Source organism: Bradyrhizobium sp. SZCCHNR1051 (assembly GCF_032489615.1).
Classification (GTDB): domain Bacteria; phylum Pseudomonadota; class Alphaproteobacteria; order Rhizobiales; family Xanthobacteraceae; genus Bradyrhizobium.
In genome coordinates this window covers 1-15879 of the sequence record NZ_JAUEYJ010000044.1, presented here as the reverse complement: position 1 = coordinate 15879, position 15879 = coordinate 1, and the positions used below count along the sequence as shown (strand labels likewise).

Here is a 15879-nt window from a genome sequence, read left to right as displayed (position 1 = left end):
TCTCTTCTCGGAAAAGGAGTGCGCCAACTATCTCAGAAACTCAGGATATGTTTCCGTATAAAAACAGCATGCTCTAGCGAAGTCAAAGGTCGTTTCGGCGTCGAACGCAGTGTAGCGAATCATAGCGAGGAAACGGATCAGTGTTGCAAGGGTGCCGCCGGCGACCGATCGGGAGGGCTCCGCAGTTTTGATAGTTGGAGACTGAGGGCTTGGTCCGCGCTCTGTTCCGGGACGCAGGGGCTAGCCGAAGGCCTGACTGACGACGCCGTAGATCTTCGGCTGGTCGTTGCCGCGCAGGAAGGCACCCTTCACGTCGTTCCGCAGCGACATCGTGGTGACGGCATCGAAGAGAGCGAGCCCCGACCGCGCGAGAAAGTCGCGGAACTCTCCTGTCGCCCGATGAGTGTCGAGCCTGAGGAACTGGCCTTCGTGAGCTGCCACGTGCGGCGCCAACACGGCGATCGCGTCGCTATCGCAGGATGCGACCACCGGCCCCGCGACATGTCCGCGTCCGAACCGCCGGCACATCGCGAACGTCTCCAGCCGCCCCGCGCGAAACAGCCCAAAGCTGCGCGACTGGTGAAACAGTCCGGTCATCAGCCCGGCTCGCCGGACGCCATAAGCAGCCGCGTCGAGTTCGATCAGCGCCGGCAGGTCTGCCTCCATCAGCACGCGAATATTTCCCGCTTCGGCCGGCGCCGCGTCCGAGGCAATCGCCTCACCCTGACACTGAAACAGAGTCTGCTCACGCTTGAAATCGAGAGATCGGTAGAGGCGATAGGCGGCGCGCGTGGCGTTGAGGCGCAGCGTCCGACCGCCGCATTCGGCCATCACCCGATGCATCAGCCATTGCCCAGTGCCAAGGGCCTGCAGCCGCGGCGAGGTGATGACCATCCCAACCGCAGCAAAGCCGTCGCTGTAGGGAAACCACATGGCGGATCCGAGGGCCCGACCGATCTCATCGAGCGCGATGACGCCGCGGCCGATGCTGCGCATGAATTGCCAATCCTCCGCCCGATGGGGCCATTGGACGGCGATCGACAAGGCGAGCAACTGCGCGAGGTCGACGCTGTCGATGTCGGCGAGGCGCATCTCGAACACGTCGACGATTCGCGATTCGACGTCCGGATTGTCCATGCACGCTGTCCCTGTCTTCGTTCCGCCCGCCACGCGTCACCCAGCCTCGATGAGGTCGAGAGCGACCATGCTGTCGTCACCTCCGCATATTGAGGCGTCTGCGGGCGAACTTCGCAACATTCTTCTCAATCCTGCCCTGCATTCGGCACGTAACGCAGGCCGCTACCGCCATGATCGGAGACGCGACGAGCCAGATCGGCCGCCGGGATGACCGCATGACCTTCCTGTTCAACTCCGATGCCACGCGCGGCGCGATCTTTCGCGAGGTGCTTGCGCGTGAGATTCCGGATCTTCCGTTCGAAATCGATCCGGCGCAGGTCGATGCCGATGAAGTCCGCTACATGATCACCTGGCTGGTGCCGCCGGACCTCGGCGCCTATCGCAATATCGAGATCCTATTCTCGATCGGCGCCGGCATCGATCAGTTCAACGCCGCGTCGGTGCCGGCGAGCGTCAAGATCGTCCGCATGGTCGAGGACGGCATCGTCAGGATGATGCAGGAATACGTGACACTGGCCGTGCTGGCGCTGCACCGGAATTGGACCGTCTATCTCGATCAGCAGCGGGAGCAGCTCTGGCGCGCTATCCCGCAGCCGCAGGCACATGTGCGGCGCATCGGCGTGCTCGGCCTCGGGCTGCTCGGCCGGGCGGTGCTGGAGCGGCTGAAGCCGTTCGGCTTTCCGCTCTCGGGCTGGAGCCGCAGCCGGCACGCGATCGACGGCGTGACTACGTACCATGGCGCCGACGGCCTCGAGGCGATGCTCGCGGTGACAGACATCTTGGTCTGCCTGCTGCCGCTGACGGAGGAGACGCGCGGCCTGCTCAATGCCGAACTGCTCGCCAAGCTCCCGCGAGGCGCTTCGCTGGTGCAGACCGGCCGCGGCGCGCAGCTCGACCAGGCGGCGTTGCTCGGTGCACTTGACTCCGGGCATCTCGCGGGCGCCGTGCTTGATGTGACCGATCCCGAGCCGCTGCCGACGGATCACCCGTTGTGGCGGCATCCGCGCGTCCTGATCACGCCGCATGTCGCCAGCGTCACGCAGCCGGAAACAGCGGCGCTCGCGGTCGCCGCGAACGTCAAGCGACACCGCGCCGGGCTCGATCCGGTCGGCCTCGTCGACCGCAGCCGCGGCTACTGATCGCCGGCGTGCCACGGCTCAGCGGATCCAGTCCAGGGTCTTGTAATACGCGCCGACGAACGGCAGGAACCAGGGCTTGCCGTAATGGCCTGGCACGACCGGCCAGCCGGCGTCCTTCATCGGATTGCGGTCGGGCCGGCCGAGCATCGCATCGGCCATGATCATGCCGAGATGGGTCGAGAGCTGCGCGCCGTGACCCGAATAGCCCATCGCGTACCACAGCCCGTCCTGGCGACCGGCGCGCGGATAACGGTCGGCGGTCATGTCGACGAGGCCGCCCCAGCAATAGTCGATGTCGATGCCGGCAAGCTGCGGGAACATCCGCTCCATCGCCGCGCGCAGGATCGCGCCGCTCCTCGCATCGGACTGCTGATCCGATGTCGCCGAGAAGCGCGCGCGGCCGCCGAAGATCAGGCGATTGTCCGGCGACAGGCGGAAGTAGTTGCCGATGTTCATGGAGTTGACGTAGGTGCGGTGGCCCGGCAGCACCGAGGCCGCCTCGGCCTCCGTCAGCGGCCGCGTCGCGATGATGAAGCTGCCGACGGCAATGATGCGGCGGCGGAAATAGCTGAAGCTCGGCGGCGTGGTGGCGCCGGTGGCGAGCAGCACCTGCTCGGCGCTCACCGTCCCCTTGGCCGTGGTGAGGCGAAAGCGCTTGGTGTCCTGCACCCGTTCAGTGACGGCGGCTTGCTCGACAATGACGGCGCCGCGGCCGCTCGCGGCAGAGGCGAGGCCCGCGGCGAAGCAGCCCATGTGCATCATCGCGCTCTTCTTGAACAGCATGCCGCCGTGAAAGGGCGAGCCGATCTCGGATTTCAGCTCGGCCGGCGAGAGCAGCGCCGTGTCGGGATCGACCTCGCGGTGGATCGCTTCGAAGTTCGTCGCGATCCCCGCGAAATGGCCAGGCTTGGATGCCAGCTTGAGCTTGCCGGAGCGGCGGAAACCGCAAGTGATGTTTTCTTCCGCGATCAGGCGCTCGAGAGTGTCGATCGACTCGTCGAACGCTTTGTAGAGCGCGATCGCGCGCTGGGTGCCAAGCTCGGCCTTCGCGGCCGGATAGCTGTGCGCCAGCCCGTTGTTGAGATGCCCGCCATTGCGTCCCGACGCGCCCGAGCCGACGTGATCGGCTTCGAGCACGATGACCTTGGCGCCGGCCTTGGCGAGCTGCAGCGCCGCGCCGAGCCCGGTGAAGCCGCCGCCGATCACCGCGACGTCGTAATGCCCCTCCACGGGGCCGCTATGGCCGCCGGCAAATGCGGTCGCCGTGTCGCGCCAGTAGGAGACATATTTCATCGCGGGCACTCTGCTTACAGGCCGAACACGCCGGGCAGCTCGGAAATGGTCTTGATCTCGGTGTAGCCGTAATAGGGATTGGCCGGCTCGTGGCCGCGGTTGACCCAGACCTTGTTAGTGATGCCGAGATCGTGCGCGGTCATCAGGTCGTAGCGGAATGAGGAGGAGCAGTGCGTGATGTCCTCGGGGCCGCAGTCGAGCATGTCGAACATGTATTCGAAGGCGCGCATCCGCGGTTTGTAGGCCTGCGCCTGTTCCGCCGTGAACACGGCATGGAACGGCGCGCCGAGTCTGACGACGTTCGAGGGGATCTGCACGTTCATGGCGTTGGAGAGGATGACCAGCGGGATCTCCTTGGCCACCTTGGCGAGACCCGCCGGTACGTCCGGATGTGGACCCCAGGTCGGCACGCGCTGATACACCATCTCGGCATCCTCGGGCTTGAAGGGGATGCCGATCTTGCGGCAGCTGCGCGCCAGGGCGTTGCTGACGACCTCGGCATAGGGCTTCCACGCGCCGACGACTTCATCGAGGCGGTAGGCCGAGAAGACCTTCACGAACTCTGTCATCGCCGACTCGGAGAGCTGTGCGCTGTAGAGATCGCGTGCGGCCTCGGCCATCTCGAAATTGATCAGCGTGCCGTGGCAGTCGAAGGTCACATATTTGGGGCGAAAGCGGCTCATGGATCCTCATGCCGGTCGTGGTCTCGGCCTCCGATGATAGGCCGGCGCGCCAGCATAAGATGCGGCTTTGCCGTGGTTCTGCGGCGGAAGATGTTGTCGGCGCGATCGCCTTCAGACGATCTGCCGGGCGCCGCTCGCCCAGACTCCCGTCGACACGGGAGTGCATGACATGATGCCCGACGCCGCAAGCTTGATCGCTTTCAGCGGTGAGCACCTGGACGCCGCGATGCGGCTGTCGCAGCAGGTCCGCTGGCCGCATCGCCGCGAGGACTGGCAGATGGCGCTCGCGCTGAGCAGAGGCTGCGTGGCGGTCGCCGCGGATGGCCGCGTGATCGGCACCGTGCTGGTGACGCCCTATGGCAGTGGCGCCGGCACCATCAACATGGTCATCGTGGATGAGGCGGAGCGGGGGCGGGGGCTCGGACGGCGCCTGATGCAGCAGGCGCTGTCGCTGGCCGGCGAGCGGCGGCTGCAGCTCGTCGCGACCGAAGATGGGCTGCCACTCTATGAGAAGCTCGGCTTCCGCCGCAGCGGCGAGATCGTGCAGCATCAGGGGCATCTTGCCGAGGCGGTGGCGCAGCCCGGCGCCGTGCGCGCTGCCACGCCGGATGACATCGCCGTCATGATCGCGCTCGACAACACGGCCTTTGGCGCGGATCGCCGTGAGCTGATCGTCCATATCGCATCCGTCGGCAAGTTCGCGGTGTTAGAGCGGCAGGGCGGGGCGGCGGGGTTCGCCGCGCTGCGCCGCTTCGGCCGTGGCCTCGTGATCGGCCCCGTGGTTGCTTTCAATCTCGAGGACGCCAAGGCGCTCGTCGCGCATTTTCTCTCGGGGCGACAGGGGGAATTCATCCGCGTCGACACCGGCATCGCGACCGGCCTTGCGCCGTGGCTGACCAGCCTCGGTCTCGCTCACGTCGGCGGCGGCATCGTCATGCATCGCCCCGCGCAGGACGGGGCGCAGCCGTCCCTGACCTCGTTTGCCTTGGCCAGCCAGGCGTTCGGCTGAACCGGAGATCATCATGCTCAGCAACTCGCTCATCGAACTCGATCGCGCTCATCTGGTGCATCCGGTCGCGTCCTATCGCGGACACGAGGCCGCAGGCGCGCGGGTCCTGAAATCGGCCAAGGGCGCGATCGTCACCGATGCCTCGGGCCATCAGCTGGTCGACGGCTTCGCCGGTCTGTGGTGCGTCAATGCCGGCTATGGCCATGAGAGCATTGTCGAGGCGGCGGCGCGGCAGATGCGCGAGCTGCCCTATGCCACCGGCTATTTCAGCCTTGCCTCGGAGCCCGCGATCCGGCTCGCGGCCGCGCTCGCCGAGCGTGCGCCGGGCGATCTCAATCACGTCTACTTCACGCTCGGTGGCTCGGACGCCGTCGACAGCACGGTGCGCTTCATCCACTATTATTGGCACGCGAGGGGGCAGCCGCAGCGCGATCAGTTCATCACGCTGCAGCAGGGCTATCACGGTTCGTCGACCGTCGGTGCCGGGCTCACGGCACTGCCGGCCTTCCACGCCAATTTCGGCGTGCCGCTGAACTGGCAGCACAAGATCCCGTCACATTATGCCTATCGCAATCCAGTCGGCAGCGATCCCGATGCAGTCATCGCGGCCTCGCTCGCGGCGCTCGAGGCGAAGATCGCCGAGATCGGCGGGCCGGAGCGGGTGGCGGCGTTCTACGCCGAGCCGATTCAGGGCTCCGGTGGCGTGCTGGTGCCGCCCGACGGCTGGATGAAGGCCATGCGCGAGCGCTGCCGGCAGCATGGCATTCTGTTCGTCGCCGACGAGGTGATCACGGGCTTCGGCCGTACCGGACCGTTGTTCGCCTGCACCGATGACGAGATCGTCCCGGACTTCATGACCGTGGCCAAGGGGCTCACCTCCGGCTATGTCCCGATGGGCGCGGTGCTGATGTCCGATCACGTCTATGGCGTCATCGCCGACCGTGCAGGGGCTGCGGCCGTGGGGCACGGCTACACCTATTCGGCGCATCCGGTGAGCGCGGCCGTCGGCCTCGCCGTACTCGATCTCTATGAGAACGGTCTGCTGGAGAACGGCCGCCGCGCCGGTGCGCGGCTGCTGGCCGGCTTGCGCGCAATGCAGGATCATCCGCTCGTCGGCGAGGTCCGCGGCCGCGGCCTGCTGGCGGCGGTCGAGCTCGTGACCGATAAGGACAAGAAGACGCCGTTGCCGGCGAGCGCCGAGCCGTCGCGCCGCATCTTCGATCGCGCCTGGGCCAATGGGCTCGTGATCCGCGCCTTCCCAACGGGGGTGCTCGGCTACGCGCCGCCGCTGTGCTGCAGCGATTCCGAGATCGATGCCATCATCGAACGCACCGCGCGAACGCTCGACCAGACCTTGGCTGACCCGGATGTTCGGCAGGCCATGGCGTGAAATCGGGCAAACGCAGAGCGCCGCGTGTGCAGCAAGGCTGATATGTCGAGGTGTGCTTCTATTCGCAATTTTCTGCCGTCGGCTCTCTGCAATTCGGAAGTTTCCGCCGGAACGCCGCTTCACACTGGGACGAACAGGGTGGAACGTAGCCCAGGAGGATGAGCAGCATGGATCTCGCCCAATTCAGGTTTCTGACCTTCGACGTGGTGGGCACGCTGATCGACTTCGAAGGCGGGATCGTCGCCAGCCTCGGCGAAATCGCGGCTGAATCTGGCAGGGTGATCGACGGCGAGCAGGCGCTCAGCCTGTATCGCGCCGCACGCTACGCCGCTGACGCAGATCGCTTTCCCGATGATCTCGTGCGGGTCTATGACGTCATTGCGCCGCAACTCGGCCTGCCCAGGCAGACTGCGCTCGGCGAGCGTTTCCGCGACTCCGCTGGACGTTGGAAAGCCTTTCCCGACAGTACCGCTGCGATGGCGCATCTCGCCAGGCGCTACAAGCTGATCGCGATGACCAATGCGCGGCGCTGGGCGCTGGATCATTTCGAACGCGAGCTGGGCTCGCCGTTCTACGCGACCTTCACCGTCGACGACACCGGGACGGAGAAGCCGGATCCCGCCTTCTTCACCCAGGTGCTCGGTTTCGTGGTGCGTGATGGCGGCTCCAAGTCTGAGATCCTGCACGTCGCGCAGAGCCAGTATCACGACATTGGTGTCTCCCGGCAGCTCGGCATCACCAATTGCTGGATCGAGCGGCGCCACGACAAGCAGGGCTATGGCGGCACCATCGCGCCGGCATCGTTCACCAAGCCTGATTTCCACTTCCACTCCATGGCCGAACTGGCCGACGCGGTGGACCAGGTGCCTGCCGCATGATGGGCGACTGACAATTCATTCTGCCGGATTGAAACAGGGGAAGGATGACATGAGTAACGGGATCACCAACTGGACTCCGAGTGACGATGTGCTGGTCGAGGCGGCGATCCGGCGTGGCGCCTCGCGCAGAGATCTCCTGAAGATGATGTTCGCCAATGGCGTCGCGCTCGCGGCCGGCAGCACCATCCTTGGTCGCACCGAGCTCGCATTCGCTGCGACGCCGAAAAAGGGCGGCTCGATCAAGGCGGCGGGCTGGTCGACCTCGACCGCCGATACGCTCGATCCGGCCAAGGCGTCGTTCTCGACCGACTATGTCCGCTGCTGCTCGTTCTACAATCGGCTGACTACGCTGGACAAGAACGGCGCGGCGCAGATGGAGCTCGCGGAATCCATCGAATCCCAGGACGCGCAGACCTGGACCGTGAAGCTCAAGAAGGGCGTCACCTTCCACGACGGCAAGCCGCTGACGGCGGATGACGTCGTGTTTTCGCTGAGGCGGCATCTCGACAAGGCCACCGGCTCCAAGGTGGCCAAGATCGCGGCGCAGATGACCGGCTTCAAGGCCGTCGACAAGACCACCGTCGAGATCACGCTGGCGAGCCCGAATGCGGACCTGCCGATGATCCTGGCGCTGCATCATTTCATGATCGTCGCCGACGGCACCACCGATTTCGCCAAGGGCAACGGCACCGGCGCCTTCGTCCGCGAGGCGTTCGAGCCGGGCGTCCGCTCCATTGGCGTGCGCAACAAGAACTATTTCAAGGACGGTCCCCATCTCGACCAGATCGAGTTCATCGCGATCACGGAAGAGAATGCACGCGTCAATGCGCTGCTGTCCGGCGACATCCAGCTCGCCGCTAGCATCAATCCCCGCTCGCTCCGGCTCATCGAGGGCAAGGAGGGGATCGCGCTGTCGAAGTCGACGACCGGCAACTATACCGACCTCAACATCCGCCTCGACATGGCGCCCGGCAACAAGAAGGACTTCATCGATGGCATGAAGCACCTGGTCAACCGCGAGCAGATCGTCAAATCGGTGCTGCGCGGCTTCGGCGTCGTCGGCAACGACCAGCCGGTCTCGCCGGCGAATTTCTTCCACAACCCCGACCTCAAGCCGAAGCCGTTCGATCCCGACAAGGCGAAATCGCTGTTCCAGAAGGCCGGTGTGCTTGGCACGTCGATCCCGGTCGTCACCTCGGAAGCGGCGAACTCGGCGATCGAGATGGCCATGGTGATCCAGGCCTCGGCGGCGGCGATCGGCCTGACGCTGGACGTGCAGCGCGTTCCCTCGGACGGCTATTGGGACAATTACTGGCTGAAGGCGCCGGTGCATTTCGGCAACATCAATCCGCGCCCGACGCCGGACATTCTGTTCTCGCTGCTCTATGCCTCCGAGGCGCCGTGGAACGAGAGCCGCTTCAAGTCCGAGAAGTTCGACAAGATGATGCTCGAGGCGCGCGGCCTGCTCGACCAGGCCAAGCGCAAGCAGATGTATGCCGAGATGCAGGCGATGATCGCGGAGGAGGCGGGCACCATCATTCCGGCCTACATCTCCAATATCGATGCCACCTCGTCCAAGCTGAAGGGCTTGGAGCCGAGCCCGCTCGGCGGCATGATGGGATATGCCTTCGCCGAGTACGTCTGGCTCGATTCGTGAATGCCGTCTGACGCGCAGGGCGCGGGCCGCGGAGGCCGTCGCCCTGCGCGGCCCATCCCCTGATCAGGCTCGCGGACCCAAAGTTTGAAACGTCGGATCGCATCCCTCATCCTGGCCCGGCTGGCGATCGCGCTGGTCACCGCGATCATTGTCTCATTCGCCGTCTTCTTCGCCACCGCGATGCTGCCGGGCGACACCGCGACCATCCTGCTCGGCCAGGCCGCGACCCCCGAGGCCGTCGAGGGCCTGCGCAAGGCGATGCATCTCGACGATCCCGCAATCTTCCGCTTCCTGCGCTGGCTGGCCGGCGTGGTGCAGGGCGATCTGGGCGTCTCTTATGCCAACAACATGCCGGTCGCAAAGCTGATCGGCGGGCGCCTCGTCAACACGCTCAAGCTCGCTGGCCTCACCGCGACCGTCGCGGTGCCATTGGCGCTGACGCTCGGCATCACCGCGGCGATGCTGCGCAACACGCTGTATGACCGCTGTCTGACCATTGCCGTCATCGGCATCGTGTCGGTCCCGGAGTTCATGATCGCGACCCTCGCTGTGCTTTTGTTCGCTGTCTATCTTAATTGGCTGCCGGCGGTGTCCTTCATCAGCGAGATCCGCACCGCGTATGATTTCGCCCGCGCCTATGCGATGCCGGTCGTGACGCTAACCATCGTGATCTCGGCGCAGATGATCCGGATGAGCCGGGCGGCCGTGATCGAGACCTTGAACACGCCCTATGTCGAGATGGCGCTCTTGAAGGGCGCCTCGCGCGGCCGCCTGGTGCTCCGCCATGCGCTGCCCAATGCGCTCGGCCCGATCGTGAATGCGGTGGCCTTGTCATTGTCCTATCTCCTGGGTGGCGTCATCATCATCGAGACCGTCTTCAACTATCCCGGCATCGCCAAGCTGATGGTCGACGCGGTGTCGACCCGCGACCTGCCGCTGATCCAGAGCTGCGCCATCATCTTCTGCTTCGGCTTCCTGCTGCTGACCACCACAGCCGACATCATCGCCATCCTGTCCAATCCGAGGCTGCGATGAGCAGCGCCGCGAAATCCGCCTCGCGAACCCCGCGCTTCGGTTACCGCATCAACGCTGTCGGGGTTGTCGGGGCGCTGATCGTGGCGTTCTGGATCGTGGTGGCGTTCGTCGCGCCCTCCATCATTCCGCATCCGATCGGCGACATCGTCGACACCGATTATTTCGGCCCGATGAGCCGCGAGCTGTGGCTGGGCTCCGACTATCTCGGACGCGACATGACCTCGCGCATCCTGATGGGCGCGCGCTATACGCTCGGCATTTCGGTGGCCTCCGTGATCATCGCCGGCGTGTCGGGCGTCACGCTCGGCATGATTGCGGCGATCACCGGCGGGGTCGTCGACATGGTGCTGAGCCGGCTGCTCGACGCGTTGAGCTCGATTCCTAGCAAGCTGTTCAGCCTCGTCGTCGTCGCCGCGGTGGGCTCGTCGATCCCGGTGCTGATCCTGACCATGGCAGTGATCTACATTCCCGGCGCCTACCGCTTCGCCCGCGCGCTCGCGGTCAACATCAACACCATGGATTTCGTCACGGTGGCCCGAATCCGCGGCGAGAGCCTGTTCTATTTGATCCGCGCCGAGATCCTGCCCAATATCATCGGCCCGGTGCTGGTCGATCTTGGCTTGCGCTTCGTGTTCATCGTGCTGCTGCTGTCCGGAATGTCCTTTCTCGGCCTGGGCGTGCGGCCGCCTTATGCCGATTGGGGCGCGTTGGTGCGCGAGAACATCGGCGGGCTGCCCTATGCCGCGCCGGCCGTGATCTTCCCGTCGCTGGCGATCGCAAGCCTCACCATCGCCGTCAATCTCCTGATCGACAATCTGCCGACCAAGATCCGCGACCGGGAGGCGTCGTAGATGACGAGCCTGGTGCAGATCCGCGATCTTCGCGTCGAGGCGACCACCGATTCCGGCCGCACCATCGAGATCATCAGGGGCGTCGATCTCGACATCGCCGAAGGCGAGATCGTCGCGCTGATCGGCGAGAGCGGCTCCGGCAAGACCACCATCGCGATGAGCCTGATGGGCTATGCGCGGGCCGGCTGCCAGATCGTCGGCGGCTCGGTCACGGTCGATGACGTCGACATGGTGACACTCTCGGAGAAGGACAAGGCGGCCGTGCGCGGCGCCAAGATCGCCTATGTGCCGCAGAGCGCCGCCGCGGCGTTCAATCCGGCAATCCGCATCATGGATCAGGTCATCGAGGTCGTGCGCATCCACGGCGTGATGCCTGTGGAGGAGGCGCGCAGCAAGGCCGCGGCGCTGTTCCGTGCGCTGTCGCTGCCCAACCCCGATACGATCGGCGAGCGCTATCCGCACCAGGTGTCCGGCGGCCAGCTGCAGCGGCTCGCCGCGGCGATGGCGCTGATCGCGAGCCCGAAGGTGCTGATCTTCGACGAGCCGACCACGGCGCTCGACGTCACCACCCAGGTCGAGGTGCTGCGCGCGTTCAAGTCGGTGATCTCCGCGCATCGCATCGCCGGCATCTACGTGTCGCATGATCTCGCCGTCGTCGCCCAGATCGCCGACCGCATCGTCGTGCTGCGCAATGGCGAGGTGCAGGAGAGCGGGACGACCGCCGACATTCTCGAGCGCGCGCAGCATCCCTATACGCGCCAGCTGCTCGCCGCCATCGCGCCGCATCATGAACCGCGAGCGGAGGCGTCCGCGGCGGCCGAGGCATTGCTCGAAGTGCATGAGGTGTCGGTCGGCTACGGTCCGCTGCGCTCGGACGGCCTGCCCGCGATCGTGGCCGTCGAGAACGTCAGCCTGCGCGTCGCGCGCGGACGCAATCTCGGCATCATCGGCGAATCCGGCTGCGGCAAGTCGACGCTCGCCCGCGCCATCGCCGGCATCCTGCCGCCGTTTGCGGGCGGCGTCGTGTTCGACGGCCGCGAGCTCGGGCGCAGCGCGCGCAGCCGCGATGCGGACCAGCTCCGCCAGGTGCAGATCGTGTTCCAGCATGCCGACACGGCGCTGAACCCGGCGCATACCGTCGAGGACATTCTGGGGCGGCCGCCGACATTCTATCACGGCATGCCGCGCCTGCACCGCAGCGCCCGCATCGATCAGCTGCTCGACATGGTGAAGCTGCCCCGGAGCTTGCGGCTGCGCCGTCCGGGCGAGCTCTCGGGTGGACAGAAGCAGCGCGTCAACTTCGCTCGCGCGCTGGCCGCCGATCCCAAGCTTATCATCTGCGACGAGATCACCTCCGCGCTCGACACCGTCGTCGCCGCGGCGGTCATCGATCTGCTCAAGGAGCTGCAGCGCGAGCTCGATCTCGCTTATGTCTTCATCAGCCACGATCTGTCGGTGGTGGAGGCGATCTGCGACGACATCGTCGTGATGTATCGGGGACGCAAGATCGAGCAGATTACGCCCGAGGCCATGGCGCGGCCCGAGCATCCCTATACGCAGCTGCTGCTGTCGTCGGTGCCGAAGCTCGATCCCGCTTGGCTCGACAATCTCCGCCAGGATCCCGAGCAGGTCCGAGAATACTGCCAGCGCTGACCGCGCGGCTACATCTGGAACAGGCTGGTCAGCGGCAGATAGGGTTTGACGATCGGCGACTTCAGCACGACGAAGCTGAAGTACTTCTCGATTCCGATGTCCATGTCGGTCAGCCGCTCCATGATGGTCTGGTACTCGCCGATCCCCGCGGTGACGAACTTCATCATGTAGTCGTAGCCGCCGGAGACGAGGTGGCACTCGATCAGCTGGTCGATCTTCTCGACCGCGGCGAGAAAGCGGGCGAAGTCGATCTGGCGGTGGTTCTTCAGGGTGACCTCGGTGAACACGGTCAATGTCTGGCCGAGCTTGGAGACGCAGATCTGCGCCGAGTAGCCCTCGATATAGCCTTCCGCCTGCAGCTTCTTCACCCGCATCAGGCAGGGGCTCGGTGACAGATTGACTTGCTCGGCCAGCTCCACATTGGTGACGCGGCCGTTCTTCTGCAGTTCGTGCAGGATCTTGATGTCGATGCGATCGAGCTTCATGAAGCCGTGGTCCCGTGTGGCGCGAGGTCGGGTCCCCATTACAGCAGAAAATTCTGCGCTTGGCCCAACGAAATGTCCGCAAAGCAAGAATGGGGCCGTATCTGCCGGGATTATGCGATGCAAAACAATACGCCGGCGCTGCGCCGGCCGGCAGAATGATATGCCGTCCTGGCCGCGAATCCGGCGCCCGTGCGGCCTGATACCGCTCTAACCTGTCCAAGCCTACAGCCGGAGAGACCGCATGCCCGCACCGCTGGTGTACGTCGAGACATCGCCAACGCTGCCCGCGCGTGCAGATGCCGTGGTCATCGGCGGCGGCATCGTCGGCGTTTTCACGGCCTATTACCTCGCGCGGCGCGGGCTTGCGGTGGCGCTGATCGAGAAGGGTCGCATCGGCGCCGAGCAGTCGAGCCGCAATTGGGGCTGGTGCCGGCAGCAGAACCGCGATGCGCGCGAGCTGCCGATGGCGACGCTGAGCCTCGACCTGTGGGAGCGCTTCGCGGCCGAGAGCGGCGAGGCGACCGGCTTCTCGCGCTGCGGCCTGTTCTATCTCAGCAATGACGAGGCGGAGCTCGCCGGCTGGGCGCGCTGGGGCGAGTTCGCCAAAACCGCCGGCGTCACCACGCACATGCTCGATAGCCGCCAGGCCACGGAGCGCGGCGCTGCCACCGGGCGCAGCTGGAAGGGCGGCGTGTTCTCGCCGACCGACGGCACCGCCAGCCCCGCCGATGCCGCGCCCGCGGTGGCGCGCGCGATCCTGAAGCGGGGCGGCTCGGTGCACCAGATGTGCGCCGTGCGCGGCGTCGAGACCAGCGGCGGCCGGCTGTCGGCCGTGATCACCGAGCGCGGCACCATCCGCACGCCGGTCGCGGTGCTCGCCGCCGGCGCCTGGGCTTCGGCGTTCTGCCACCAGCTCGGTGTCGCACTGCCGATGGCCTCGATCCGCGCCTCGGCGCTCGCTCTGTCGCCGTCGGCGGAGCCGCTGCCCCCGGCGCTGCACACCGCCGCCGTCTCGATCACCCGGCGCGGCGACGGCGGCCATACGCTCGCGATCAGCGGCCGCGGCCGGGTCGATCCTACACTTCAGCAGCTGCGCTTCGCGCCGCACTTCCTGCCGATGTTCGCCAGGCGCTGGCGCAGCCTGCTGCCCGGCGGGCTCGAAGGCCTGCGCGCCGGCCACGAGACGGTCGGCCGCTGGCGGCTCGACGCGCCGACGCCGATGGAGCTGACCCGCATCCTGGATCCCCGGCCGGACCAGGCCACCATCCGCCTGACCCGGGCGCGCGCGGTCGAGCTGCTGCCGGCCTTGAAGCAGAGCCGCGTCACGGCGGCGTGGGCGAGCTACATCGATTCCACGCCCGACGGCGTGCCTGCGATCGGCGAGCTCGCCGCGCTGCCCGGCCTGATCGTCGCCGCCGGCTTCAGTGGCCACGGCTTCGGCATCGGGCCAGGTGCGGGCCATCTCATCGCCGATCTCGTGACCTTCGCCAAACCGATCGTCGATCCTAGGCCCTACGCGCCCGCGCGTTTCGCCCGGCATGAGTCTAAGACGGTCGCAGACTTCTGAAGGTTACGTCTCCGGGACGTTAAGCCCCCGACTGCGCCAGACCGTTCGGTTCGCCGAATTCACCGGTTCGCAGCTCTGCGGCCCTTCGGTCTGCGGCTGACTTCGTCCAGTCCGTTTGGGGCCTGCTCTTGGAAGGCGTTGCAGAACAATGATGCCTTTTCTCCCCAAACGAGTTCTCAACTCTCTGATTTTGTTGGTATTCGCTGCTTCCCTAGGGAGTCAGAGCCTCGGCTTGGTCAAGTGCAGCGCTATTTCCCGTCCTCGGGTTCTCGGATCCGCGAAGGCGCGTTTGCGACGTTGCAAATCGCTTCAACGAGCAGACGCACCGCTCGTCCCTCCCAAGTGAGTTGACCGATTGGGGCCTCCCAGTACTCCGAGAGAACATAGGCCAAATGACGCGCCTTCACACTCAAACCCGTCACAGTATAGGCGCGCGTCTCCATGATCGCTCGTTCAACGGGATCAAGCCGGGCTAACACGGCTTCGTCCCTTATCGTTAGGTACTCGTCGTACTGTGCGAGATTTCCAACGTCACCATCGAGTTCAGCTACCAATGCCAAGAACTGGTTCTCGAAATCGATTAAGGGAGCGTCTGGGTCTTCCGACGCAGTAAGCTCCGGGGCAGTGGCCGTGGCGTGCTCGCGCATTTTTTTGCTCGGGTAAACGGAAACCGCCTATCATAAACGGTTAGCGTTTATAATCGCGGATGTCAACGCTTTTCGTGGCTGTTAGACGGAAACCGTGTCCCATGAATTGGCGGTTTGATGACTCCCGATCAATCTCGGGCAGCTCGTGGTCTGCTCGACTGGTCTCAGGCTGAATTGGCCGCTCGGTCCAATTTGAGCGAGAGCACTATTCGTGATTTCGAAAAAGGCCGCCGCATCCCGTCAATCAACAATTTGGCGGCCGTCAGGCGTGCCTTGGAGGCGGGAGGCGTGCAATTCATCGACGGCGACCAGCCCGGAGTTCGATTAGCACGCTGATAGCCAGCTCCGATCCTCAGATTCCAAGCCTGGGTTGGATTCGCTAGCTGTGGTCTTCCAGGAGGTTGTCCATCCGGTCTGAACCGAGGAAGCTGAGGTTGCGAAGCTTCAGTGTTCCA

Annotated in this window: 15 protein-coding genes; 10 read left to right on the top strand and 5 right to left on the bottom strand. The window is 65.4% G+C overall.

From position 1 onward, the window contains the following. Positions 1–240 precede the first annotated feature (240 nt). Positions 241–1137, bottom strand: coding sequence for a GNAT family N-acetyltransferase (locus tag QW868_RS33025; RefSeq protein ID WP_316232520.1), 897 nt, complete (start codon positions 1135–1137; stop codon positions 241–243). 215 nt (positions 1138–1352) lie between these two features. Between QW868_RS33025 and QW868_RS33020 the strand changes: the two genes are divergently transcribed. Then, entirely contained in the window at positions 1353–2276 is a 924-nt protein-coding gene (locus QW868_RS33020; RefSeq protein ID WP_316232519.1) for a glyoxylate/hydroxypyruvate reductase A, read from the top strand. Positions 2277–2294: 18 nt separating this feature from the next. Here the strand turns inward: QW868_RS33020 and QW868_RS33015 are convergent, their stop codons facing one another. Together QW868_RS33015 and QW868_RS33010 are read right to left on the bottom strand one after the other, a co-directional pair. Then, positions 2295–3569, bottom strand: a complete 1275-nt coding sequence (locus tag QW868_RS33015) for an FAD-binding oxidoreductase (protein WP_316232518.1) — start codon at positions 3567–3569, stop codon at positions 2295–2297. A gap of 14 nt (positions 3570–3583) precedes the next feature. Beyond that, positions 3584–4252: a haloacid dehalogenase type II gene (locus QW868_RS33010; protein WP_316232517.1), complete on the bottom strand. Its 669-nt coding sequence runs from the start codon at positions 4250–4252 to the stop codon at positions 3584–3586. Positions 4253–4421: 169 nt separating this feature from the next. Here QW868_RS33010 and QW868_RS33005 point away from each other — a divergent pair, with 169 nt between their 5' ends. From QW868_RS33005 to QW868_RS32975, 7 genes are all read left to right on the top strand, one after another. Further along, positions 4422–5261: a GNAT family N-acetyltransferase gene (locus QW868_RS33005; protein WP_315774153.1), complete on the top strand. Its 840-nt coding sequence runs from the start codon at positions 4422–4424 to the stop codon at positions 5259–5261. 13 nt (positions 5262–5274) lie between these two features. Beyond that, a complete protein-coding gene (locus QW868_RS33000; RefSeq protein WP_316232516.1) occupies positions 5275–6651 on the top strand; it encodes an aspartate aminotransferase family protein in 1377 nt (458 codons plus the stop codon). Positions 6652–6809: 158 nt separating this feature from the next. After that, positions 6810–7529 carry an HAD-IA family hydrolase gene (locus QW868_RS32995; RefSeq protein ID WP_316232515.1) on the top strand — a complete coding sequence of 240 codons (720 nt, stop codon included), beginning with the start codon at positions 6810–6812 and terminating at the stop codon, positions 7527–7529. Between the two features lie 49 nt (positions 7530–7578). Continuing rightward, a complete protein-coding gene (locus QW868_RS32990) occupies positions 7579–9186 on the top strand; it encodes an ABC transporter substrate-binding protein (RefSeq protein WP_316232514.1) in 1608 nt (535 codons plus the stop codon). 84 nt (positions 9187–9270) lie between these two features. Continuing rightward, complete coding sequence (locus QW868_RS32985) at positions 9271–10221, top strand: ABC transporter permease (RefSeq protein ID WP_316232513.1); 951 nt, start codon at positions 9271–9273, stop codon at positions 10219–10221. Next, complete coding sequence (locus tag QW868_RS32980) at positions 10218–11072, top strand: ABC transporter permease (RefSeq protein WP_315774144.1); 855 nt, start codon at positions 10218–10220, stop codon at positions 11070–11072. Before QW868_RS32985 ends, QW868_RS32980 begins: the two co-directional genes overlap by 4 nt. Next, positions 11073–12725, top strand: a complete 1653-nt coding sequence (locus QW868_RS32975) for an ABC transporter ATP-binding protein (RefSeq protein WP_316232512.1) — start codon at positions 11073–11075, stop codon at positions 12723–12725. Positions 12726–12733: 8 nt separating this feature from the next. Here the strand turns inward: QW868_RS32975 and QW868_RS32970 are convergent, their stop codons facing one another. Continuing rightward, on the bottom strand, positions 12734–13210 hold the full coding sequence (locus tag QW868_RS32970; protein WP_316232511.1) for an Lrp/AsnC family transcriptional regulator: 477 nt from the start codon (positions 13208–13210) through the stop codon (positions 12734–12736). A 241-nt stretch (positions 13211–13451) separates the two neighbouring features. Between QW868_RS32970 and QW868_RS32965 the strand changes: the two genes are divergently transcribed. Further along, positions 13452–14777 (top strand): FAD-binding oxidoreductase, encoded by a 1326-nt coding sequence (locus QW868_RS32965; protein WP_316232510.1) that lies wholly within the window; start codon positions 13452–13454, stop codon positions 14775–14777. Positions 14778–15025: 248 nt separating this feature from the next. Here QW868_RS32965 and QW868_RS32960 read toward each other — a convergent pair whose 3' ends face one another. Next, entirely contained in the window at positions 15026–15424 is a 399-nt protein-coding gene (locus QW868_RS32960; protein ID WP_316232509.1) for a hypothetical protein, read from the bottom strand. A 117-nt stretch (positions 15425–15541) separates the two neighbouring features. On the opposite strand from QW868_RS32960, the gene QW868_RS32955 reads away from it, so the two are divergent. Then, the gene (locus QW868_RS32955; protein ID WP_035638728.1) at positions 15542–15760 is read left to right on the top strand and encodes a multiprotein-bridging factor 1 family protein; all 219 of its coding nucleotides are present in this window, start codon (positions 15542–15544) and stop codon (positions 15758–15760) included. The last annotated feature ends 119 nt before the right edge of the window (positions 15761–15879 follow it).

Coding starts and splice junctions, on each gene's coding strand:
- QW868_RS33010 (WP_316232517.1), bottom strand. CDS start 4,252: ATGAGCCGCTTTCGCCCCAAATATGTGACCTTCGACTGCCACGGCACG.
- QW868_RS32955 (WP_035638728.1), top strand. CDS start 15,542: ATGACTCCCGATCAATCTCGGGCAGCTCGTGGTCTGCTCGACTGGTCT.
- QW868_RS32960 (WP_316232509.1), bottom strand. CDS start 15,424: ATGCGCGAGCACGCCACGGCCACTGCCCCGGAGCTTACTGCGTCGGAA.
- QW868_RS32965 (WP_316232510.1), top strand. CDS start 13,452: ATGCCCGCACCGCTGGTGTACGTCGAGACATCGCCAACGCTGCCCGCG.
- QW868_RS33025 (WP_316232520.1), bottom strand. CDS start 1,137: ATGGACAATCCGGACGTCGAATCGCGAATCGTCGACGTGTTCGAGATG.
- QW868_RS32990 (WP_316232514.1), top strand. CDS start 7,579: ATGAGTAACGGGATCACCAACTGGACTCCGAGTGACGATGTGCTGGTC.
- QW868_RS33000 (WP_316232516.1), top strand. CDS start 5,275: ATGCTCAGCAACTCGCTCATCGAACTCGATCGCGCTCATCTGGTGCAT.
- QW868_RS33015 (WP_316232518.1), bottom strand. CDS start 3,569: ATGAAATATGTCTCCTACTGGCGCGACACGGCGACCGCATTTGCCGGC.
- QW868_RS33005 (WP_315774153.1), top strand. CDS start 4,422: ATGATGCCCGACGCCGCAAGCTTGATCGCTTTCAGCGGTGAGCACCTG.
- QW868_RS33020 (WP_316232519.1), top strand. CDS start 1,353: ATGACCTTCCTGTTCAACTCCGATGCCACGCGCGGCGCGATCTTTCGC.
- QW868_RS32980 (WP_315774144.1), top strand. CDS start 10,218: ATGAGCAGCGCCGCGAAATCCGCCTCGCGAACCCCGCGCTTCGGTTAC.
- QW868_RS32995 (WP_316232515.1), top strand. CDS start 6,810: ATGAGCAGCATGGATCTCGCCCAATTCAGGTTTCTGACCTTCGACGTG.
- QW868_RS32975 (WP_316232512.1), top strand. CDS start 11,073: ATGACGAGCCTGGTGCAGATCCGCGATCTTCGCGTCGAGGCGACCACC.
- QW868_RS32970 (WP_316232511.1), bottom strand. CDS start 13,210: ATGAAGCTCGATCGCATCGACATCAAGATCCTGCACGAACTGCAGAAG.